This is a genomic window from Bombella intestini, from assembly GCF_002003665.1.
Classification (GTDB): Bacteria; Pseudomonadota; Alphaproteobacteria; order Acetobacterales; family Acetobacteraceae; genus Bombella; species Bombella intestini.
The window spans coordinates 588,521-611,721 of sequence record NZ_JATM01000001.1; the positions used below are offsets into that span (position 1 = coordinate 588,521).

Annotated in this window: 17 protein-coding genes; all 17 read left to right on the forward strand. The window is 56.8% G+C overall.

The genetic code is table 11. The features are described 5' to 3' along the window. Window positions 1–24 precede the first annotated feature (24 nt). The 17 genes from AL01_RS02745 to ligA all read left to right on the forward strand — a co-directional run bounded on the left by AL01_RS02745 (window position 25) and on the right by ligA (window position 23,080). Window positions 25–1,983 carry a peptidoglycan D,D-transpeptidase FtsI family protein gene (locus AL01_RS02745; RefSeq protein ID WP_408735428.1) on the forward strand — a complete coding sequence of 653 codons (1,959 nt, stop codon included), beginning with the start codon at window positions 25–27 and terminating at the stop codon, window positions 1,981–1,983. A gap of 39 nt (window positions 1,984–2,022) precedes the next feature. Next, window positions 2,023–3,510, forward strand: coding sequence for a UDP-N-acetylmuramoyl-L-alanyl-D-glutamate--2,6-diaminopimelate ligase (locus AL01_RS02750; protein WP_077395704.1), 1,488 nt, complete (start codon window positions 2,023–2,025; stop codon window positions 3,508–3,510). Continuing rightward, on the forward strand, window positions 3,510–4,925 hold the full coding sequence (locus AL01_RS02755) for a UDP-N-acetylmuramoyl-tripeptide--D-alanyl-D-alanine ligase (protein ID WP_077395705.1): 1,416 nt from the start codon (window positions 3,510–3,512) through the stop codon (window positions 4,923–4,925). The genes AL01_RS02750 and AL01_RS02755 overlap by 1 nt, the downstream gene beginning before the upstream one ends. After that, window positions 4,925–6,016 (forward strand): phospho-N-acetylmuramoyl-pentapeptide-transferase, encoded by a 1,092-nt coding sequence (gene mraY, locus AL01_RS02760; RefSeq protein WP_077395706.1) that lies wholly within the window; start codon window positions 4,925–4,927, stop codon window positions 6,014–6,016. The genes AL01_RS02755 and mraY overlap by 1 nt, the downstream gene beginning before the upstream one ends. Then, on the forward strand, window positions 6,016–7,368 hold the full coding sequence (murD, locus tag AL01_RS02765) for a UDP-N-acetylmuramoyl-L-alanine--D-glutamate ligase (RefSeq protein WP_077395707.1): 1,353 nt from the start codon (window positions 6,016–6,018) through the stop codon (window positions 7,366–7,368). Before mraY ends, murD begins: the two co-directional genes overlap by 1 nt. Then, window positions 7,368–8,570 (forward strand): FtsW/RodA/SpoVE family cell cycle protein, encoded by a 1,203-nt coding sequence (locus tag AL01_RS02770; RefSeq protein WP_077395708.1) that lies wholly within the window; start codon window positions 7,368–7,370, stop codon window positions 8,568–8,570. The genes murD and AL01_RS02770 overlap by 1 nt, the downstream gene beginning before the upstream one ends. Next, window positions 8,570–9,679: an undecaprenyldiphospho-muramoylpentapeptide beta-N-acetylglucosaminyltransferase gene (gene murG / locus AL01_RS02775; RefSeq protein WP_077395709.1), complete on the forward strand. Its 1,110-nt coding sequence runs from the start codon at window positions 8,570–8,572 to the stop codon at window positions 9,677–9,679. Before AL01_RS02770 ends, murG begins: the two co-directional genes overlap by 1 nt. 41 nt (window positions 9,680–9,720) lie before the next feature. After that, complete coding sequence (gene murC / locus AL01_RS02780; RefSeq protein ID WP_077395710.1) at window positions 9,721–11,139, forward strand: UDP-N-acetylmuramate--L-alanine ligase; 1,419 nt, start codon at window positions 9,721–9,723, stop codon at window positions 11,137–11,139. Beyond that, window positions 11,136–12,056, forward strand: coding sequence for a UDP-N-acetylmuramate dehydrogenase (murB, locus tag AL01_RS02785; RefSeq protein ID WP_077395711.1), 921 nt, complete (start codon window positions 11,136–11,138; stop codon window positions 12,054–12,056). Before murC ends, murB begins: the two co-directional genes overlap by 4 nt. A 14-nt stretch (window positions 12,057–12,070) precedes the next feature. After that, entirely contained in the window at window positions 12,071–13,066 is a 996-nt protein-coding gene (locus AL01_RS02790; RefSeq protein ID WP_077395712.1) for a D-alanine--D-alanine ligase, read from the forward strand. Between the two features lie 6 nt (window positions 13,067–13,072). Further along, entirely contained in the window at window positions 13,073–13,960 is an 888-nt protein-coding gene (locus AL01_RS02795; RefSeq protein WP_077395713.1) for a cell division protein FtsQ/DivIB, read from the forward strand. Window positions 13,961–13,966: 6 nt separating this feature from the next. Next, window positions 13,967–15,292 (forward strand): cell division protein FtsA, encoded by a 1,326-nt coding sequence (gene ftsA / locus AL01_RS02800; RefSeq protein WP_077395714.1) that lies wholly within the window; start codon window positions 13,967–13,969, stop codon window positions 15,290–15,292. 127 nt (window positions 15,293–15,419) lie between these two features. Further along, on the forward strand, window positions 15,420–16,883 hold the full coding sequence (gene ftsZ, locus AL01_RS02805) for a cell division protein FtsZ (protein WP_077395715.1): 1,464 nt from the start codon (window positions 15,420–15,422) through the stop codon (window positions 16,881–16,883). 122 nt (window positions 16,884–17,005) lie between these two features. Then, complete coding sequence (gene lpxC / locus AL01_RS02810) at window positions 17,006–17,944, forward strand: UDP-3-O-acyl-N-acetylglucosamine deacetylase (RefSeq protein ID WP_241502665.1); 939 nt, start codon at window positions 17,006–17,008, stop codon at window positions 17,942–17,944. Window positions 17,945–18,034: 90 nt separating this feature from the next. After that, window positions 18,035–19,054, forward strand: coding sequence for an outer membrane protein assembly factor BamD (locus tag AL01_RS02815; protein WP_143280661.1), 1,020 nt, complete (start codon window positions 18,035–18,037; stop codon window positions 19,052–19,054). 214 nt (window positions 19,055–19,268) lie between these two features. Continuing rightward, a complete protein-coding gene (gene recN, locus AL01_RS02820) occupies window positions 19,269–21,005 on the forward strand; it encodes a DNA repair protein RecN (protein WP_077395924.1) in 1,737 nt (578 codons plus the stop codon). Further along, window positions 21,002–23,080 (forward strand): NAD-dependent DNA ligase LigA, encoded by a 2,079-nt coding sequence (ligA, locus tag AL01_RS02825; protein WP_077395718.1) that lies wholly within the window; start codon window positions 21,002–21,004, stop codon window positions 23,078–23,080. The genes recN and ligA overlap by 4 nt, the downstream gene beginning before the upstream one ends. Window positions 23,081–23,201: the final 121 nt, after the last annotated feature.

Sequence of the window (23,201 nt, forward strand, 5' to 3'; positions counted from 1 at the left end):
CTCGCCTACGTTTAATCCTTCCTTATGCCGAGCCTACGCCCCATGGCCTCCAGCCCGTCCCGCAAGACCAATAAACCTGGACCAGACCATAAAAACGGGCCGGCAAGAAAACCGTCTTTGCTAGGCCGTATCAAAAACTGGTGGATTGAATACAGACAAAACCCCATGAGCTGGCTGGAGAAAAGTCGTAATAGGCTGGTCTATCTCGGCATGGGATTTCTGTTTCTCTATGGTGGCGTTGCCATAAAGGCACTTTTTGCGACCATTCTGGCCCCTATGGCCCCTCTGCCTAACCAGATTGGCAACACCATACCGGAAATCCCCCACCCGGACCCTAAAGCTATAGCGGGCAATGGTTTCGTTCTCCCCGACATCAAACGTGCCAGCATCGTAGACCGCAACGGACAACCGCTGGCGCTCTCGCTCCCGGTTGTGCAGGTTTATGCCAACCCCATGGAGATCATTGAGCCGGAGGACGTTGCCAAAAAACTACGAACAATCCTGCCCAACCTCAACGTGGCCGAGACCGCCCGCCGCCTGAAACAGAAAAAACAATTCGTCTATCTGGCCCGCAACATCGCCCCAACGGACGAACTGGCCATTAATAATCTGGGAATCCCCGGCATTTATTTTGAAAACGGCGAACAGCGTCACTATCCACTAGGGAATGTTGCCGCCCAGATTCTCGGCAGTGTGGATATCGACAATCACGGTATTGCCGGGATAGAAAAATTCTTCAATCAACGTCTGCTCGCAGACCATACACCGCTCCGTCTTTCCATTGATGCCCGGGTGCAAGCAGCCGTCCGGGATGAACTCAATGAAGCGAAGCTGCGCTTTCGGGCTATTGGTGCCTCAGCCATTCTGATGGATGTCCATACTGGGGAAATACTGGCCATGGTCAGCCTCCCGGATTATGACGCCAACGACTTCGCCCATGCCGCAGACGATGCCCGCTTCAACCGGGCCGTAACAGGTATGTATGAGCCGGGTTCCACCTTCAAACTTCAGACAGCTGCCATGGCTCTGGAACTCGGTGTGGCCCATCCTTGGGACCAATTCTCTACCGTTCCCATCCATGTTGGCCGCTTCACGATATCCGACCTTAAAACGGACCATTTTGCCCCGTGGTTGGCTCTCCCTTCCGTTATGGCTTACTCCTCCAACCCGGCTTCCGCCCATATTGCGTTGGATGTTGGGCGGGATCGCCAGCATGACTGGTTAAAAAACATGGGCTTTCTGGACCGGGTGCCCGTCGAACTTCCCGAGGCGGGGCGGCCTCTGGTGCCATCTCTCAAAAACTGGGGAGAGACCACCGTCATGACGGTCGGCTTTGGTCATGGCGTGGCGGAATCTCCGCTGGCCATTGTCAGGGGGACGGCCTGTACCGGCAATGGGGGGTATCTCGTCACACCTACCCTACTAGCTCATGATCATCTCAATGATGATGTCGTCATGGCCGAAGATCAGAAAGGGCCGCACCTGATTTCCTCCAAGAACTCCGAACTACTCCGTCGTATTCTCCGGCTCGTAGTCACCAAAGGAATCGGTAAGAAAGCCGAAAGTCCCGGCTATCTTGTTGGTGGGAAGACTGGTACCGCAGAGAAGATCGGCGCACATGGGGGCTATCTTAAGCACGTTAACATTACGGCCTTTACAGGCATGTTCCCCATGAATAACCCTAAATATGCTCTTTATGTCATGCTGGATGCCCCGCAGGGCACGGCAGAAACACACGGCTGGACAACGGCAGGCTGGATTGCCGCCCCCACCTTCTCCCGCATTGTGACACGCACAGCCCCCATGCTGGGGCTCTTCCCGCTGGAGCCAGACAAAGCCCAGCAGATTGATGACCAACTCGCCTTATCGCTGACGCCGCCGGTGCCACCCGGTGTCCGTCATCCACTTGGCCCCGGGAATGATCCGGGAGCGGTCACAGTCAACCGTCTGGCAGCCAAGCATAACGCCAAACATACGCACTAAACCAGAATTCCGTTACTGCCCCCTCATGAAGGCACACCCATGAAACTCTCCTCCCTGCTCCACCACCATGGTCTTACCTCAAACTTCGCTCACGACCCGGAAATTTCCAGCATCACAGCTGATAGCCGGAACGTAGGAACAGGCTGCATTTTTGTGGCCCTAAAAGGCACGAAGCAGGATGGGCGCCACTTCATCCCCCTCGCCGTTGCTCAAGGTGCTGCTGCGATCGTACAGGCCGAAGAGGCAGGTCAGCACTATCCATCGCAGCAAACGGAAAATGGTCACACAGCCCTCATCATCACACTGCCCGACCCGGCCCGTTTTCTAGCTCGCTCTGCGGCTCTCCTAGCTGGCCCACAGCCGGAGCACATCGCTGCCATTACCGGTACAAACGGCAAGAGTAGTACGGCAGATTTTCTCCGACAGCTCCATCAACTACGCCATGAAAAAGCTGCTAGTCTCGGCACTCTGGGGCTTATTAGTGATGTCAGCCTTCCCCCTCTGCCTTCCCTAACCACACCAGATGCCGTTACTCTTGCCAACACGCTCGCTGCCCTCAAGGCTCATGGCGTCAATCATGTGGCACTAGAGGCCTCTTCACATGGGCTTCAACAACACCGGCTAGATGGTGTTGCCATCACAGCCGCCGCATTCTCCAATCTCACACGGGACCATCTGGACTATCACCACACGCTGGAAGCCTACCGACACGCCAAGTTACATTTATTCGAGAAACTACTGCCTGAAGGGGGGCTGGCTGTCCTCAATAGCGATATGGACGGCGAAAGCTATCAAGCCCTCTGTGAGATTGCTACACGCCGGAAACTGAACCTCCGTACGGTCGGGGCAACGGGAAAGACCATCCGCATTGTTGAGGCTATCCCCACCCCGCAGGGCATGGATCTAACACTTCAGCTACATGGCCGCACCCTGCCTTCGCTACATTTCCCGTTACCGGGGCGGTTTCAGGCAGAAAATGCCCTACTGGCAGCGGCCCTTTGCTGGGATGATGACAAAGAAGCCGAAGCCATCATCAACCTTCTGCCACAACTGAAAGGCGTGCCCGGTCGTTGTGAGCCTGTTGCTCACCTACCCAACGGGGCCTGCGCTTATGTAGATTATGCCCACACGCCCGATGCGTTGGAACATGTCCTGCTCAGTCTGCGCCCTCATGCCAGCGGGCGGTTGATTGTTGTCTTTGGGGCGGGCGGAGACCGGGACAAAGGCAAACGCCCTCTCATGGGGCAAATTGCCGCCCATCTTGCTGATGAAGTCATCGTCACCGATGACAATCCCCGCAGCGAAGATCCCGCCACCATCCGGGCCGAAATCCTCGCCACAGCCCCGCAAGCAAAAGAGATCGGTGACCGTAAAAAGGCCATCCAGACCGCCCTTGCTGGACTAAAAGAAGGCGATGTTCTCCTCATCGCCGGGAAAGGCCATGAAACTGGCCAGATCATCAAAGGGGAGACGCATCCCTTTGATGACCGCACCATCACCGCTACCCTCGCAAAGGAGCTTGCCTGATGCCTGCCAGCCCTACCCTCTGGACCAGCCAAGAACTGCGTGACGCCACACAAGGCCAGCTTCCCGGTGAGGTGAAGGTTCATGGTGTCTGTATCGATACACGCACTCTACAGCCCGGCGATCTTTTCATTGCTCTGATCGGTCATAATTCGGACGGACATCGCTATCTGAAGCAGGCACTTGAGGCCGGAGCCAGCTGCGTGATGGCCCATGATAAAACCGCCATCGCCGAAGCTGGTCTGGCAGATGACCCCCGCCTGCTACAAGTCGATGACACCATGCGGGCACTGGAAGATTTGGGGCGGTACAGACGTAGCCAATTCACCGGCAAAGTTATCGCCATCACGGGCAGTGTGGGCAAAACAACCACCAAGAACATGCTGGCTACAGCCCTCGTACCTTACGGGCAGGTCCATGCCTCCGTGGCGTCCTTCAACAACCATTGGGGCGTGCCTCTCACACTCGCCCGCCTGCCAAAAGAAGCCAGCTTTTGCATCAGTGAAGTAGGCATGAACCACCCTGGTGAGATCGCCCCACTGGCCGCCCAGATACGACCGAATATCGGCGTTATTTCTACCATCGGTAACGCCCATCTGGGCCATATGGGCAGCATAGACGCCATTGCGAAAGAAAAAGCTACCCTTTTTGCCGCTCTGCCCGCCTCTGGCATGGCCCTCTGCCCGGAGAATTCGCAGGGTCTTGCCCGTTTGAAGGACGCTCTGCCCGCTGGCACACCCCTCTGGCAGGTGGGCATGACAGAGCAGGCTACTGTTCAGATAACAGACCTCGCCTGTACGGCAGAAGGCAGTCATTTCCATCTTGTTACGCCACAGGGGGAAGTCGATGTGGAACTCAAGCCCCCCGGCCCGCATTTAGCTCGCAATGCAGCTCTGGCTCTTGGCGTCATCGCTGCACTGGGCCTCTCCCCAGCAGCTGGTGCCAACGCTCTGCGCCATTTCCTCCCCGAGGCCGGACGAGGCCAACAGCGTCTGTTACCCGGCAATGTCACACTGCTGGATGAAAGCTACAACGCCTCCGGGCCCAGCATCTGCGCCGCCATCGAAACGCTGGCCCTTATGCCAGCCGGACGCCATCTGGCCGCTTTGGGCGACATAAGGGAACTGGGCCAATTTGCCGATGCCGAACACCGTGCCCTCGCCGAGCCATTAACAAAGCATAATATTCTAACATTCTGCTGTGGTTCGCATATGAAATCCCTTTACGAGGCCCTCCCTCCTTCCCTACAGGGAGGATATGCTGAAACTTCAGCCCAGCTTGCCTCCCTACTGCAACCCGCCCTGCGAGACGGGGATGTGCTGCTCGTAAAAGGAAGTCTGGGCAGTAACATGCGTACCCTCATTGCGCTGCTGGAGCAGCCTGTACCTGCAACACCCCACGCCCCAGAGTCCGCCTGATGCTCTTCAACCTTCTTGCTGCACCTTCTTCCTCCCATGGCGGCCTGCTCAATCTGCTGCATTACATGACCTTCCGAGCTGGATGCGCCTGCCTCACAGCACTGGTGATCTCCTTGCTGCTCGGCAAACCCTTTATTGCCCAGCTTAAGCGCATTCAGCGGCAGGGGCAGCCCATCCGTGCTCTCGGACCGGAGCGACACATACTAGAAAAAGCAGGCACCCCCACTATGGGTGGTGGCCTTATCCTTTTCTCCCTAGCCTGCTCTACCTTGCTCTGGGCTGATCTATATGACGGGTTTGTCTGGGCTGTATTGCTTACGACATTAGGGTTCGGAGCCATTGGCTTTGCGGATGATTATCTCAAACTAGCCAAGGGTAATAGTAAGGGCGTTTCCAAAAAAATCCGACTAGGAGGAGAGTTTCTGATCTCCTGCCTCGCCGGTATCGCCATGGAAGCCCTTACACCACCCGACCTGCGCAACGCTGTTGCCTTCCCTTTCGCCAAGACCTTCGTCCTTCATCTGGGCTATATTTTCCCACTTTTTGCGATGGTTACGATCACTGGCTTTGGCAATGCCGTGAATCTGACAGACGGGCTGGACGGGCTAGCCACAGTTCCCTCCATCATCGCAGCCTTGGTCTTTGCTTTAATCGCCTATCTGGTTGGTAACCATGTCTTTGCGGACTACCTCCAGCTCCATCATGTGCCCGGTACTGGGGAGCTGAGCATCTTCTGCGCCGCACTGATTGGAGCTGGGTTAGGTTTCCTCTGGTTCAACGCCCCACCGGCTGAAGTTTTTATGGGAGATACAGGCTCTCTAGCACTTGGTGGGGCTTTGGGTGCCGTAGCCGTGGCTGTAAAGCACGAGCTAGTCCTCTGCCTCGTTGGCGGGTTGTTTGTGGTGGAAACCATCTCTGTCATCATTCAGGTTTTCTGGTTCCGCCGCACGGGGAAACGCATCTTCCTCATGGCTCCCCTACATCACCATTTTGAAAAGAAAGGCTGGCAAGAACCGAAGATCGTTGTCCGCTTCTGGATCATCGCCATCATTCTAGGGCTGTGTGGTCTCGCCACACTGAAGCTACGCTGATGACACCCTCATCCCCTTCCCCCACAGCATGGCCAGCTACCTTGCTGGCTGGTCAGCGTTACGCTGTCTGCGGTCTGGGCCGCAACGGGGCTGCCGTTGTGCAAGCCTTGCTGGATATGGGTGCAGCCGTGCAAGCATGGGATGACAACAAGCCGGAGCTACCCGCCCCCCTTGCCTCCCACCCACGCTTGACGCTCGCTCCCCTTACAGACCTAACAAGCGTGGAGGCCTTAATCCTCTCGCCCGGTATCCCCCACCACCTGCCTAAACCGCACCCCACAGCTCTACTGGCACAGAAACAACATGTGCCTATTCTCTCAGATGCGGAGCTACTCTGGCAGGTCGCCCGCAAAGCAGGGTCTCAGGCACGGTTTGTCTCCATCACGGGAACAAATGGAAAATCCACCACTACGGCCCTATTAACCCATATCCTCACACAGGCGGGTATTCCGGCCTGCTGCGGGGGCAATTTTGGCACAGCTTCCCTTGCCCTGCCCTCCCTAGGAAATGATGGCGTCTATGTCATCGAAATGTCGTCCTACATGCTGGAACGACTACAGAACTACCACGCCTGCGCCTCTGCTCTCCTAAATCTAACACCGGATCATCTGGACCGGCATGGCTCCATGCAAGGTTATCTGGACGCCAAGGAGCATGTTTTTGATAACATGACCAAAGGCGATCTTGCCATTCTGGGAGAAAATGCCCCATGGGCAGAGACCCTGTGCCAGCAACTGGAGGCACGAGGTGTTACGGTGCAAACGCTTGCCATAACGCAGGCCGTGCCAGAGGTAGAGGCACCATTCCTACCGGGGCAGCATAATGCCCAAAATATCGAAACCTGCCGAGCCATCGCCCGCCATCTGGGCCTCCCGGAAGAGAAGATCAGCCAAGGGATCAAAAGTTTTTCCGGGCTCGACCACCGCCTCCAGCTTGTAGCTCAAGCTGGTGGAATCAGCTTCATCAATGACAGTAAGGCCACCAATGCCGAGGCCAGCTTCCATGCACTTCGGGCTTTCCCCGCAAGCCTGTGGATTGCCGGAGGCACCGCCAAAGAAGGCGGCATAGCCAGCCTTGCACCGCTTTTTGGCCATGTACGCCGAGCCTTTCTTATCGGGCAGGATGCGCCGATGCTGGCCGATACGCTGGCAGCGCATGGTGTCCCCTTCGAGATCAGCGAAACGCTGGAACAAGCAACCCGTGCCGCTTGGGCCTTCGCCCAGACGCAGGAGGCTCTACCTATCCTGCTCTCCCCAGCCTGTGCCAGTTTTGACCAGTTCCGCAATTTCGAGGAACGGGGCACAATCTTTGCGACATTGGCCCGACATCTCTGTGCGGAGGAACCCTGCTGATGGCCCTCACCGACCGCACCGACAGTTCTCAGAAAGCCCAATGGTGGCGCAGTCTCGACCATGTCAGCCTAAGCTGTGTCGGCGCACTTATTGCGCTGGGATATATCCTTATGCTGGCTGCCAGCCCTGCCGTGGCGCATCGCATCGGGGCTTCCCGGAACATGTTCATCCTCAAGCAGGTGGTCTTTCTGACCCTTGCCGGGGCGGTCGTTGTTATAACCTCACGGCTCACTCCCCGTATGATTGGCCGAATTGCTGTCATGGGAGGAATCGTAGCACTAGGGGCTACCTTCCTAACACTCGTCCACGGTATGGAGATCAAAGGGGCCAGACGCTGGATCGCTCTGCCCCTGATGTCTGTCCAGCCCTCTGAGTTTCTCAAACCCTGCTTCGCTGTCGTAACGGGTCTGTTGTTGAGCCTGCGTCATACCCTGCGGCTCTCCAACGGATGGCGTTTTCCGGGGAGGATAGTAGCCTGCGGGGTCTATATCGTCATTGCCGCCCTGCTGCAGGCTCAGCCAGATATCGGGATGCTTTCAGTCATCAGCATGGTGTTCATCACCCAGCTGTTTATTGATGGCCTCCCCATCGTCGTGTTTGGAATGCTCGTCTCAGCGGCTCTGGGTGCCTTCGGGGTGGCTTATTTGGTGTTCGACCATGTCCATTCCCGCGTGCAACGCTTTCTCCACCCAGATGTGGGGGATCATTACCAGATTGATACCTCCATGCGGGCCTTCGGCAATGGTGGTCTGCTAGGCCGAGGACCGGGTGAAGGCCGGGTGAAAGACCTATTGCCCGATGCTCATGCTGACTTCGTCTTTTCCGTAGCGGGTGAGGAATATGGCTTTGTGATGTGCCTCTTCATCATCGCTATATTCACTGTACTCGTGTTTTCCACGCTCAACCGCCTTTTGGAAGAGAAGAAACCCTATATTATCCTTTCGGCAAGCGGGCTAATCACTGGGTTCGGCCTACAAGCCTTCGTCAATATGGGGTCATCATTGCACCTCATTCCCACCAAAGGTATGACGCTGCCTTTCATTTCCTACGGGGGGAGTTCAGCCCTCTCCGTAGCCTTGACCATTGGCATGGTTCTGGCACTAACCCGCCATCGTATGGAGGCAGGCCCCTTTACACCTGAGCCTTCTCCGATGGAAACAGCCCCCCGTCTAACCACGTCATCCTCAAAGGATCGCATCTGATGAAACACGCAACAATCCTCATCGCCGCTGGCGGTACCGGCGGCCATTTTTTCCCTGCTGAAGCACTAGGAGCGGAACTTCAACGCCGGGGACATCAGACCATTCTCGCAACAGATGACCGCAACACCCGGGCAGCGCTGGGTGCGTTTGCACACTGCCCCCGCTATGTTCTCAAAGGCAGTGGCGTGGCCGGGAAAAAACCTCTCGACAAGCTCAAAGGCATAGGTAGCCTACTCTGGAGCTGCCTTGGCGGTCGCCAAATCATAGCTGGATACCAGCCAGCTGCTGTGGTCGGATTCGGTGGATATCCATCCATTCCTCCCCTGCTGGGTAGCCGCCTGAAAATAGGCAAACGCCCCGCCCTCATCATCCACGAAGGCAACGCCATCCTAGGGCAAGCCAATGCCCTTCTGGCCCGTTTCAGCGATGCCATCGCCACATCCTACCCACGGGTCGCTCGCCTGCCAGCAGGCCGGAAGGTCATGCAGACGGGTATGCCAGTCCGTCCCTCCATCGAGGCTCTGGCCGATACGGAATATACCACCCCAAATATGTTCAGTAACGAACCAATCAATCTTTTGGTTTGGGGTGGCTCACTGGGGGCAGAAATTTTCAGTTCTGTTGTTCCTCAGGCACTCTGCAACTTGCCGGCGTCTTTCCGCTTCCGCCTCCATGTAACCCAGCAGGCTCATGCGGACATGGTCCCTGTTCTGTCCGGCATTTATAAGCAGGTCGGCATCAAGGCGACTGTTACGCCTTTCATTGACGATGTAGCCGCCGAACTGGAAAAAGCCCATCTCGTCATCGGGCGTGCCGGTGGTTCCTCCGTAGCAGAGCTGGCTATGGCAGGGCGTCCCTCCATCCTCGTACCGCTCCCTATCGCTGCCTCTGATGAGCAAGGCGTCAATGCGCAAGCCATGGAGCGGGCTGGTGGCGGCTGGATGGTCCGTCAGCGTGACTTCTCCTCCTCTGCACTGTGCAAGCATCTGACCTATCTCTTCAACCACCCTGAAGAGCTGAAGCGAGCCGCAGAAGGTGCCCGCAATCTCCAGCAGCGTCGTGCTGCCGAAAAACTGGCTGACCTGGTTGAAACGACCATCAAAGCCTGATTATCTGCCCTCTATCCCATCCTCTGCCGGAGTTCCCCCTAATGCGTGCATTACCCCTCAATCTTGGCTTGATCCACTTCGTTGGCATTGGTGGCATCGGCATGTCCGGCATTGCCGAAGTACTGCATATGCTTGGCTACAAGGTTCAGGGGTCCGACATTGCCGAGAATGCCAATGTAAAGCGGCTGCGCAAATCGGGGATCCAAGTGCATATTGGCCATGATGAAGCCAATCTGGGGGAGGCACGGGTCGTTGTCATTTCCACCGCTGTGAAGCGGGATAATCCGGAGGTCATGGCCGCCCGTGCCCGGCTCATTCCCGTTGTCCGGCGGGCGGAAATGCTGGCCGAACTGATGCGCCTGCGCTGGGCTGTGGCCATCGGGGGGACACATGGCAAGACAACCACGACCAGCCTCGTGGCCTGTGTGCTAGAACAAGCCAAGCTGGACCCAACCGTCATTAATGGTGGTATCATCGAGGCTTACGGCACCAACACCCGTATGGGGTCCGGTGACTGGATGGTGGTAGAAGCTGATGAGAGTGATGGCTCCTTCCTCCGCCTCCCTGCCATCATTGCTGTTGTCACCAATATGGACCCCGAACATCTGGACCATTGGGGGTCCGATGAAGCGATGGAGGCCGGTTACCGGCAATTTGTTTCCAATATCCCTTTTTACGGGTTTGCCGTCCTCTGCGTGGATCATCCACGTGTGCAACAGATGATCCCTCAGCTTTCCGACCATCGTGTCGTGACCTACGGCTTCAGCCCGCAGGCAGATGTCCGGGCTGAGATCACCGGGGCGGATAGTCAGGGCGTAAATTTCAACGTCACCATCACAGACCGAGCTACCAACAGCCAACGTCTGGCCGGACCGTTCCACCTCCCCATGTTCGGGCACCATAATGTCCTCAATGCCGTGGCCGCCATCGCTGTGGCGCAGGAAATGGAAATTCCCGATCACGTCATCGCCGATGCCCTTGGCGGCTTCCGAGGGGTGCAGCGGCGCTTTACCCTGACAGGCACTTGGAATGACGTAAAGATCATTGATGACTACGGCCATCACCCTGTCGAGATCGCCGCTGTGCTAAAAGCAGCCCGACAGGCTGGGGCAAAGCACGTCATCGCCGTCATCCAGCCGCACCGTTATTCCCGCCTCAATGCACTATTCAATGATTTCTGCACCTGCATGAACGATGCCGATACCGTTATCGTGGCAGATGTCTATGCCGCAGGGGAAAGCCCCATCGATGGCATTGGGAGAGATCAACTCGTCGAAGGGTTGCGGGACCGTGGGCACCGCCATGTCCTGCCCCTCGCCTCCTCGGATGATCTGGCCAGTGTCATCGCCGACATAGCGGTGCCGGGTGACTATGTCCTTTGTCTGGGGGCTGGGTCCATCACCCACTGGGCACAAGCCCTTCCCGAACAGCTGGCCAGCCTCAAAAAGGACGCATCATGACAGCTGATGCGCCTTTCCAACATATACGGGGACGGCTGAAGGCACACGCTCCTTTAGCCACACGCAGCTGGTTTCGAACCGGCGGGGCTGCCGACTGGCTCTTCGTCCCACAGGATGCCGAAGACCTCGCCACCGCCCTGCGCCAGTGCCCATCCGACCTGCCGGTGACAGTTCTTGGAGCCTGCTCCAACGTCATCCTTCGGGATGGTGGCCTTCCGGGCCTGACCATCCGCCTTGCTGGAGGATTTGCGAACATTGAAGCGGATGGCGACGGCTTGATCGTCGGAGCTGCCGCACTAGATAGCAGCGTAGCCGAAACAGCCGCCCGGGCAGGAATGGCCGGTTTTGCTTTCCTCTCCACCATTCCCGGCTCCATTGGCGGAGCCGTCTGCATGAATGCGGGAGCCTATGGGGGCGACATATCCACCCTGCTCGACTGGGTAGAGATTCTGACCCATGAAGGCACGCTCCAGCGTCTGCCCGCCTCGGCACTAAATATGCAGTACCGCCACACCTCTCTGCCGGAAGGTAGCATCGTCCTACGTGCCCGCCTAAAGGCGCATGGCGATGAAGACCCTGCCGTTATCCAGCAAAAGATGCAGGAAATGCGTGCTAGCCGTGAAGCCAGCCAACCCCTGCGTGCCCGGACCGGTGGTTCCACCTTCCGCAACCCCGAAGGGCATAAGGCATGGGAGCTGATTGATGCGGCCGGATGCCGGGGGCTGCGGCATGGAGGAGCACAGATTAGCGAGAAACACTGCAACTTCATGCTCAACACGGGCAATGCCACCAGCACCGAACTGGAAAAACTAGGCGAAATGGTCCGCAGCCGTGTTTTGGATAAAAGCGGCATCGCCTTGCATTGGGAGATCAAACGGCTGGGCCGCCCTCTTCCCTCTGTTTCTTCCTCCTCATAGTGAGACATCCGGGCATGACAGACACATTTACCCTTCCTACCTCCACCCCTCTTTCCATTGCTGTACTGATGGGGGGAACATCCAGCGAACGAAGCGTCAGCCTCTCCAGCGGCAAGGCCGTGATAGCCGCCCTGAAGGAAGCCGGGCACCATGTCCATGCCATTGATGCAGGGCCGGACATTACCGCTACCATTCAAGCCCTAAAAGCCTGCAAGCCTGATGCCGTCTTCAATGCGCTTCATGGTCCCGGTGGGGAAGATGGCGCCATTCAGGGCGTTCTAGAATGGCTGGACCTGCCCTATACTCATTCCGGCGTGCTGGCTTCTGCCATTGCCATGAACAAGGCCAGTACCCGCATGGCCCTTCAGGCGGCTGGACTACCCGTAGCAGACGGCTGTCTCATCACCCCCGATGAGCTGAAAAAGCAAGCACCATTAGCAGCCCCCTATGTGCTGAAACCCGTGGCAGAAGGATCATCCGTCGGGGTTCATATCCTCCATAAGGATGATGCAGAACAGCGGTGCTCCATTGCCAATTCATGGACATTCGGCCCTCAGATTCTCGCCGAGCGTTTCATTCCCGGTCGTGAACTAACAGTCGCCGTATTGGGGGATGATGCCCTCGCCGTGACGGAAATTCTCCCACAAGAAAGCGGTGGTTTTTACGACTTCGCTGCCAAATATCAGGCCAATGGGTCCCGCCATATTATTCCCGCTCCCCTGCCAGCACACATTACAGACCAAGCCCTTACCCTAGCCCGCAAGGCCCATCAGGCTCTAGGTTGCAAGGGAGCCAGCCGGACGGATTACCGCTATAACGGTGACAATGATGAGCTGATCATTTTGGAGGTCAACACCCAACCGGGTATGACGGCCACATCCCTACTACCCGAGCAGGCAGCAGCCCGTGGCATCAGCTATCCCCTGCTCTGCCATTGGTTGGTGATGGATGCACTAGGACAGGCGCAGCCGCTTTCCCTCCACCCTGTACCCCTGCCAGACAACCGCTAACACATCATGGTGTCTTTCTTCAGAAAACGCCCTCAAGAGCCTTTCGATCCCTACGGGGATCGTCCTTCCAGCATGTCCCTTTTCTGGCAGCGGCAGAAGATATTTCTCCGGCGGCTCAGCATTCTGGGAGTGGTCTGTTTCCTACTTGCCGGTGCTGGCTGGCTGGCCTGGAGCAGCCAAGGAGGACACAGGCTAGCCGACAGCCTACGCTCCCGCCTAGCAGCATTAGACCCGCTACGCATTCAGCACATCATCATCACCGGGCGGCATCTGACTGATGAAAGCGAGATCATGGAAGCCTTAGGAACAGGGCTGAACCGTTCGCTCTTCAGCTTCTCTGTCGAAGACGCACGAGAGCGCATTGATGCCCTACCCTTTATCGACCACTCAACGGTCGAACGTCATCTGCCAGATACCATCAATATAACGGTAGAGGAGAAAAACCCCATCGCCATCTGGCAGATGGAAGGTCATTTCGTCCTCATCAACCAGAAGGGAGATACCGTCTCCCGGCAAGAGCTGACAGCTCACAACAGTTCTGTGTTCCGCAAGCTACCCCTTGTTGTCGGTGCTGGGGCTAATCTGGAAGCGAATACCCTCATTACCCTGCTCGACCAATTCCCCGATCTTAACAGCCATACTTTAGCCCTCATCCGCATTGGGCAGCGACGCTGGAATATCCTCATGCAGAATGGCACCACCCTCATGCTGCCTGAAGGCGCCGAGGCCGCTGCCCTCTCTCGCCTGCATGACTATCAACACGATTATCAGCTCCTAGACCGTCCTTTGAAAACCATTGACATGCGCCTGCCCGACCGTATGGTCATTCACCCTACCACGTCTCCGGGAGCCGATCAGGAAGTCCCACCTGTACCTCCGCCCTCTGAAAACTGATCCATCATGTCCCGCTCCGCCTCTCAGCATTCCCCCGCTATCCTTCAACAGAACCGAGCAGTTCTTCCCATTCTTCCCTCAGAAGAGCAGCAGGGCTTTGTCTGGACGCCGGGGCTGAAGGCTGTTCTGGACATAGGCTCCACCAAAACAACCTGCCTAATTGGGCAAGGGCTGAAAAATGGCGGCCTGCGTGTACTGAGCTGGGGGTGGCGGCGGTCTGAAGGGGTGAACTCTGGGGCTATCGTAGACACCATTCAACTAGAGCGGGTCATCCGAGCAACAGTTGGGGATGCGGAACGCAAAATCAGCCGCCGTATTCGGGACGTGACGGTCAATCTCGCCTGCGGCAATCCGCGCAGCTACCATATTGATACCTCCATGACCCCCAATGGGCGGGAAGTCATCAAGGAGGATATTCTGCATCTCTACGGGCAGGCCCGCCATGACGCTGCCGAGCATGACCGTAGAATTGTTCAGGCCATGCCTCTGGGCTTCAATATTGACGACAGCCTCACTGTTCTAAACCCCTGCGGGCAACGCTGCGAAAAGCTGGTCGGCAAGTTTCACCTCATAGATGCTCAGACAAGCGCCCTGCACACGCTGGATGCCGTCCTGCGTAAAGCGGAGTTGCGGGCTGTCGACCTACTCTCCAACCCCTTCGCCTCTGGCCTTGCCGTGCTCGATCATGATGAACGAGACCTAGGGGTGACTGTTGTCGATATGGGGGCCGGAACAACCACTCTTGCCGTCTTTGCCCGTGGGCGGGTCCTTTACACACGGCACATTAAGGTTGGCGGGCATCACATCACTCGTGACATCGCCCAGTCCCTGTCCATCCAGCTTGAAACCGCAGAGCGGCTAAAAACCCTCTATGGGGTCGCTTATGCCTCGGCAGATGATACCTCCATCCCCATCGCCCTCCCTGTCTCTCATCGCAATATTGTTCGACAAATCACCCGGGCCGACCTCGTCCGGGCTATTGCCCCTCGTGTTGAAGAGACGCTGGAAATGCTCCGCTATGAGCTTGATGGCGCCGGTCTAGGTCGTCCAGCAGAAGGGCGTGTCATCCTGACGGGCGGTGGGGCGTTACTCAATGGGATAGATGCTGTAGCGGCAGAAATCTTGAACCGTCCCGTTCAGGTTCGCTCTCCCACGTCCATACGTGGTCTACCGGAATCAGATCATCCTTCCATCTGGGCAGGATTCTCAACAGCAGCGGGCTTGCTCGCTTGGGCGGCTGGGGCAAAAGACCGTTTCTGCCTCTCCGAGACTGAAGCAGCCCCACGAGGTATTGCTTGGCGTCTTGCAAATTTCCTACGAAGGAAGACATAAACAGGCTTCAGCCTCGATATTTCAGATTACATCTTTCATTACAGATGTTACTCTACCGCCGAAATCTGTTTGCTGCAGGACATCTGTAGTTCCCTTTATAGTCCACCCCGGCCGGAGCAAGACCATTATGTCATTGAACCTGACCCCGACGACCCCTGGTGTTAGCGCTGTCAGCCCCCCGCGCATCACTGTCATCGGGGTTGGCGGCGGTGGGGTCAATGCCGTCAATAACATGATTGATGGCCACCTACGAGGCGTCACCTTTATTGCTGCCAATACGGATGCGCAGCAGCTAGCTCTTTCCAAAGCAGAAACACGCCTCCAGCTTGGCCCAACTCTGACACGAGGGCTAGGCGCAGGAGCCAAGCCAGAGGTCGGGCGTCAGTCCGCCGAGGAGGTGGAAGACGAAATCCGCCAACATCTGGAGGGTGTGGACCTTGTCTTCGTTACGGCTGGCATGGGCGGTGGTACCGGTACAGGGGCAGCCCCAGTCGTAGCACGGATCGCCCATGAAGTCGGAGCCCTGACGATTGGTGTCGTCTCTAAACCATTCGACTTTGAGGGGTCACGCCGCAGTCGGGCAGCAGCGGCCGGCATCGCCGAGCTGGAGAAATACGTTGATACCCTGCTGGTTATCCCTAACCAGAATCTCTTTGGCAGTGCCTCGCTGACGACCTCCCTCGTGGAGGCCTTCGCCATGGCTGATGATGTCCTATACAGCGGCGTCCGCAGCGTGACGGATCTAATGGTGGAAGCCGGATACCAGAATCTTGACTTCGCCGATGTCCGCACCGTTATGAGTGGCATGGGCAAGGCCATGATGGGCATTGGTACAGCCTCGGCAGAAGAAGACGGTGAGGATTGGGCTATTACCGCCGCCGAGCGAGCCATCTCTAACCCGCTTCTAGAGGAAACCTCTATCGCCGGGGCACGGGCACTGCTCGTCAACGTCACGCTTGGTCCAGACATGAGCCTGCTGGCTTATAACCAGATCATGAATCTCATCCGTGAGACAGCCAACTGTGAAGATGAAGAAATCAACAGCGGGTTTGTCGTCAATGAGAGCATGCAAGGCAAGGTACAAGTTTCCGTCATCGCTACGGGGTTGAATAGCCAGAAACGTCAAGAGCCTTTTGAAGAACAGCCCGCCGAGACACCCCATCGTACGCCTTCCACCGAGGAAACAACTCCCCCCGCAGAGGGAAATCAGGCTGCGGAGCATGAGGCAGGGACCACCGGGCATGACGGCTTTTCCGCTGGGGCTGGGGCTACGCCTGAGGGTGAGACCCCATCCGAGCCAGAGCCGGAGAGCCACACCCCTCATATCCCCAATTACGACCCCCACCTCGGCCCTAATCACACCCCCAGCGGTATCCCGCCCGAGCCAATCCGCCCACGGGAAGATGCGGGACAGACGGGTGGTGGACTGTTTAGCCGCTTCTTCCGTTCCCGCCCCGCACCGGAACATGACCGCCGGGATGTACCGCCTGTCTCTGGTGAACGGAAACCGCCACAGAGTGACGGTCTGACAACACCTCCCGAGGATGACGAGCTGAGCATCCCGACCTATCTGCGCCGTGGCCCGAAGTAACTCGCTCTGCCTATAGGCCCTCAGCCTTTCTATAGGCTGGGGGCGTTATCCACCTCTCCCCCTTTATGGGGGCGCGCCCTGCCTCATCGGGTAAGGTCGCCCATGCCCAAGCACCTGCCCTCATGACAGACGCCTCATACTCTCGGCCATCACCGGCACCTCTTCAAATGCAAACCTCATTGGATCGTGCCATCCAGTGTCAGGGTACAGGGCTACATAGTGGCAAACCCGTTTTGGTTCATCTTGTCCCGGCAGGGCCTGATACGGGTATTCAGTTCCAACGGTTAGATGTAGCGACCTCTCCTGCTTTCCGCCTGACGTATGACTGCATCATCTCCAGTCCACTGGCCACGGTTGCCTCCTCTCCACTCACACCCGGGCTGACAGTTGCCACAATGGAACACCTCATGGCGGCCCTCCATGCCTGTGAGGTGGACAATCTGCTCATCCAGCTTGATGGCCCAGAACTACCTATTCTAGATGGTGGCTCCCGCACATTTCTTTCCCTCATAGAAGCCGCTGGCCGTAGCCGCCTGCCAGTGCCACGCCGAACTATTGAAGTTCTTCGCCCCATTCATGCAAAGGGGCAGAACGGCGCTTATGCCAGCTTACTACCGGGGAGGCCGGGAGAGCTTGAACTCTCCCTCACCATCGATTTTCCCGCCCCAGCCATCGGGAAACAATCTTTCCAGATGGTTCTCTCTCAACATAGTTTCGAGCATGACATCGCCCCATGTCGCACTTTTGTGAATCATCAGGATATCACCATGCTTCAGGCGCAGGGGCTGGCTCTCGGGGGTTCGCTGGAAAATGCACTGGTCATTCAACATGACCGTATCCTGAATCCCGATGGGCTGCGCTTTGATAATGAATGTGTCCGCCATAAAATGCTGGACGCTATCGGTGATCTTTACTGTGCTGGGTTCAGACTTTCAGGCCAGTTCGAAGGCCACAAAACAGGCCATGCACTAAACAATCAGCTTTTGCACACCCTGTTCGCCTCATCCGAGAACTGGCGTTTCTCTGATGGCAGCCCGCCCATCATTCCTTCATCCGGTTGAGAATATCATATCCGGACGCAAGAACCCCCTTTCCCCTGAACACTCCCATGCTATAAGAAAATCATGGTCAGCAGCATCCTCAAATCCCACATGGTTTCATACCGTTTCAGTCTTTCGGCTCTTGGCGCACCGGCTCTACTCGGGCTTGCCCTTCTTACGGGCTGCTCCAGCTCCGATGCCGACATACAGGCAAAACTGCCACGCACGGCAGATGCCGAGACCCTCTATAACTACGGGATTGATGCCCTGCATGGCGGGCATTACAAGCTGGCCAGCAGTGAATTCGAGCTCCTCCAGCAGAATTTCCCTTATTCCGGCTATACGGGCAGTGCCGAACTGATGGAAGGTTACGCCTACTACCTACAGGGTGAGTATGCGCTTTCTGTCCAGCAGCTAGAACGCTACCTTCAGCTTCATCCCACCAGCCCGGATGCCGCTTACGCCTATTATCTGCGTGGCCTCTGCTATTACGAGCAAATCGGCGATGTTTCCCGAGATCAGCTTGGCACGCTGGAAGCTATGGATGCTCTTCAGGAAGTCATAACACGCTTCCCTCAGACTTCTTATGCGCGTGATGCCCAGCTGAAAATTGACCTCTGCCGTGACCATCTGGCCGGTAAAGAGATGTATGTTGGCCGCTACTACCAGCGGGAAAAAGACTATCAGGCCGCTTATAGCCGTTACCAGCGGGTGATTCAGGACTTCCAAACGACCAACCATGTGCCGGAAGCATTGGAGCGTCTGGTGGAGGTCAATCTGGACCTCGGCTTGCCAGATGAGGCTCGTCAGGCCGCAGCTGTCCTCGGTTATAACTCACCAGATAGCCGCTGGTATCGTCTCGCCTATGACAAGCTGAAATATAACAATCAGCTTACGCCACAACTGCCAAAGCCCTCTCGTAGCCAGCAAAAGCAGGAGCGGCGCGCAAAGAAACACCATAACGTGGCACCGCCGCCCGTGCAGAAGAAGGCGCCGACATCTCCAGATGCTGTCATTGTACAGCCTGTCTCTACAACACAGTCTGCACCTGTTGATTCTGTCGAGATTCCCCCCGTACCGGCTGCAGCCTCTGGCTCCAGCCATCAGAATAATGGAAAGACATCGCACTAAGGCGGGTTCGTTATTGCCGTACTCGTGTCGCAATTCTTTCTGAAAAGTAACATGTGAGGCTGGAAATATCTGGCCTCACAACGTTTCTCTTTGTCCGGCCGGTGCAACCACTTGCACGGATCAAGTTTCTTCCTGACTATCGGGCACCGCATTTTCTGCAAACCCTAACAGAAACATGGAACGAGTGTTTCTGCCGGTTCTGGAGGCTGCATTTATGCTGACACATCTCTCCATCCGTGATGTTGTACTGATAGAAAAGCTGGACCTCCCGTTCCACGGTGGTCTGACAGCCCTGACGGGCGAGACCGGGGCTGGGAAATCTATCTTGTTGGATAGTCTCGGTCTCGCTCTGGGTGAGCGGACCAGCAGCCGCATCATTCGAGCCGGGGCATCCCAAAGCAGCGTAACGGCTACCTTCACGCTGACCTCGGGCCATCCTGTTTATGAACTGCTCCAGGCCAAAGGCATTGCCTCTATCAAAGAAGGCAAACCCCTTGTCTTGCGCCGGATCGTCCCAAAAGAAGGACGTTCCCGGGCCTATGTTTGCGACCAGCCCATCAGCATCAGTATCCTACGGGAAGTCGCCTCCCTTCTTGTAGAAATACAGGGCCAGCATGAGCAAATGGGACTGGCTAATCAAAGTGCTCACCAGACATTGCTTGATGCATTCGGGGTTCCACAGCATCTACGGCGGCAAGTCGCCCGTTGTTGGGATACGTGGCAAAGCACACTGTCCACCCTGAACAAGACCCGCAAAGAGGTAGAGGAAGCCAGCAAAGAAGAAGACTGGCTACGTCAGGTCGTGGACGACCTCTCCGCCCTCGCCCCCAAGGAAGGCGAGGAAGATGAGCTCGCTGCCCTACGCATCAAGCTCCAACAGGATGAACGCCGAGGCGAAGCTGTCGCCGCTGCCCTTGCAGAACTGACCCCCAAGGACCGCCGTACAGCCACACCTGCCACGGCACTTCGCTCGGCCAATCGTGCCCTCTCCCGGCTGCTACCCTCCCCTCTGGACAGAGCACAAGACGAGGAACAAGCAACACCATCCGCCCAGCAAGAACAGGCACAGGAAGCTCTCACCGCTTTGGAAAAAGCAGAGGAATATCTGGCCGAGGCCGAGACCCTGCTTTCCCGTCTAGCCGTAGATACGACCGTTGATGTCCGCCTTCTGGAAGAAACAGAAGAACGACTTTTCACCCTGCGTTCCGAAGCCCGCAAGCATAAGATGAGCGTCAGTGAACTGCCCTCATTTCTGGAAACACTGAACCAACGGCTTGCCAGCATAGATTCCAGTGCAGAGGCCCTCGCCCAACTGGAGGAGCGAGTCCACGAAAGCCGGGCTGCCTACGAGAAAGCTGCCCAAGAACTCAGTGCAGCCCGCAATAAAGCGGCCCATCAGATTGAGGCTCGGGTCATGGCGGAGCTGGTGCCTCTTAAGCTAGAACGGGCACGCTTCATCGTTGAACTCTCCCCCCTGCCTGCCGAACAGTGGAATCGTCATGGCATGGAACAGGTAGCTTTCCTCATCGCTGCCAATCCCGGCCAGCCCCCCGGTCCTCTTGGCAAAGTGGCCTCCGGCGGGGAGCTTTCCCGCCTTATGTTGGCTCTCAAGGTCGTGTTGGCAGGACGCTCTTCCCTCACCACACTGGTCTTTGACGAGGTAGATTCTGGTGTTGGTGGAGCCACTGCCTCCGCCATTGGGGAGCGGCTTAACCGTGTGGCAAAGGATGTTCAGGTGCTGGCCATCACCCATAGCCCTCAGGTCGCCGCTTACGGGAACCATCAGCTTCGCATCGCTAAGCAAGTCGTCAATAATCAGACACAGACCAGTGCCACCCCTCTAACAGACGAAGAACGCCGTGAAGAGCTGGCCCGTATGCTCGCTGGTGATACCGTAACCGATGCCGCCCGTGCAGCGGCGGATAGCCTTCTTGGACCCACAGCAGAATGACCCGTACTCCCACTCCCGCCCAGCGTCATGCCGAACTAGAAGAAAAGATTGCCCGCTGGAATGAAGCCTACCATGGGCAGGACAATCCGGAAGTCTCCGATGCCGAATATGATAATGCTCGGTTGGAACTGGTCATGCTGGAGAGGCGCCACCCGGAACTAAAACAAAAGGACGGCGTTTCCTCACAGGTCGGGGCAACGCCCAATCCTGCCTTTGGCAAGGTAAAGCATCGTGCCCCCATGCTCTCGCTGGATAATGTGTTCAACGAAGATGAATTTGCCCAATTCATCAGCCGGATCGGGCGGTTTCTTGGGTTGGATGAGGCCCAAACAGACGGGCTAAAATTTGTAGCGGAACCGAAAATTGACGGTCTTTCCATCAGTCTGACCTATGAAAATGGTACGCTGACTGTTGCCACGACCCGAGGGGATGGCACGACCGGGGAAGATGTGACCGCCAATGTGCGGACCATTAGCACCATTCCCCAGACACTCCCTGCTCCCTTTCCAGAGCTTCTGGAAATCCGGGGCGAAATTTTCATGAGCAGGGCCGAGTTTCTGGCTCTTAATCAACAGCAGGAAAAACGAGGAGAAAAACCCTTCGCCAACCCACGCAACGCCGCTGCTGGATCTCTCCGCCAGCTGGATGCATCTGTTACAGCCCGCCGTCCTTTGGGGTTGTTTGCCTATGGGCTGGGTTATAACACGGGCGTGACCGTCACCACCCATCTGGAATGGCTAGAGCAGCTGAAAAAATGGGGCTTTACCGTCAATCCGCTCTCACGAGCCATCAGCCACGCTAGCGATGTGCCCGCCTATGTAGAGAGTCTCGCCAAGGAGCGGCCTGACCTTGATTACGATATTGACGGCATCGTTTTTAAAATTGATGTCATAGACCTCCAGACACGCCTTGGCTTTGTGGGCCGTGCCCCTCGATGGGCCATCGCTTGGAAGTTCCCAGCGGAACAGGCCATCACCCGCCTAAATGACATCGAGATTCAGGTAGGGCGAACTGGCGCCCTCACCCCCGTAGCGCATCTAGAACCCATCAATGTCGGTGGCGTCATCGTCTCACGAGCAACCCTGCATAATGAAGATGAAATCCGCCGTCTGGACGTCCGGCCCGGTGATCTCGTGCGCATCCAACGTGCTGGGGATGTTATTCCGCAGGTGCTTGGTGTCGTAGAGGATGAAAGGCCAGACCGAGCCGAGCCCTTCCATTTTCCCGACCACTGCCCCGTCTGCCATGCCCATGCCGAGCGTATTGGCGAAGAGGCTGTGCGCCGCTGTTCTGGAGGGTTGACCTGTCCGGCCCAAACAGTCGAGCGGCTCATTCATTTTGTGTCCCGCAAAGCGTTCGATATTGATGGGCTGGGTGAACGCAGCATTCGCAGCTTTTATGAGCTTGGCCTGGTCCAACGTCCGGGCGATATTTTCCGCCTACACGAGCACAGGGAACGCCTCCAAAAGCTGGAAGGCTGGGGGCCGCAGTCGGTAGATAAGTTGCTTCAGGCTATTGATGACCGCCGCACCATCAGCCTACCTCGCTTCATCTATGCACTTGGCATCCGCCGCATCGGGGAGCGTAACGCCCAGTTACTCGCACGCCATTATCAGACATTCTCAACCTGGCATGGCGCCATGCTCGCCGCTATTGAAACGGGTAGCGAAGAACGAGCTGCCTTAAGTGCCATCATGGGCATTGGCCCCGCCATTGCTGAGGAAGTAGCTGCCTTCTTTGCTGAAGAGCATAACCGGGACGCCTTGGATGACCTAACACCATCCCTGACCATCAACGAAGAAACCGGTCCCGTTACTGATGATGAAGGCTCTGCTCCTTTGAGTGGTCAGATCATGGTGTTCACAGGGTCGCTCACCACCATGTCCCGAGCCGAAGCGAAAGCCATTGCTGAACGGCTAGGCGCACAAGTGACGGACAGTGTTTCCCGCCGCACGACATTAGTTGTTCTGGGTGAAAAAGCTGGCTCCAAGGCCCAAAAGGCCCATGAGCTGAATATCCGTACTCTTAATGAAGCTGAATGGCGTACAATGGCCGGCCTGCCCGAGGCAAGCTAGATGCTGCCAAAACAAACAAGGGCAATGCTAACCCTCTAACGTCTTCATAGACTGGGCCTACATTCTCTTCTGGGGGTTTTTCTCTCAGAAGAGAATGTGGAGCACATGAAAGAATATCGAG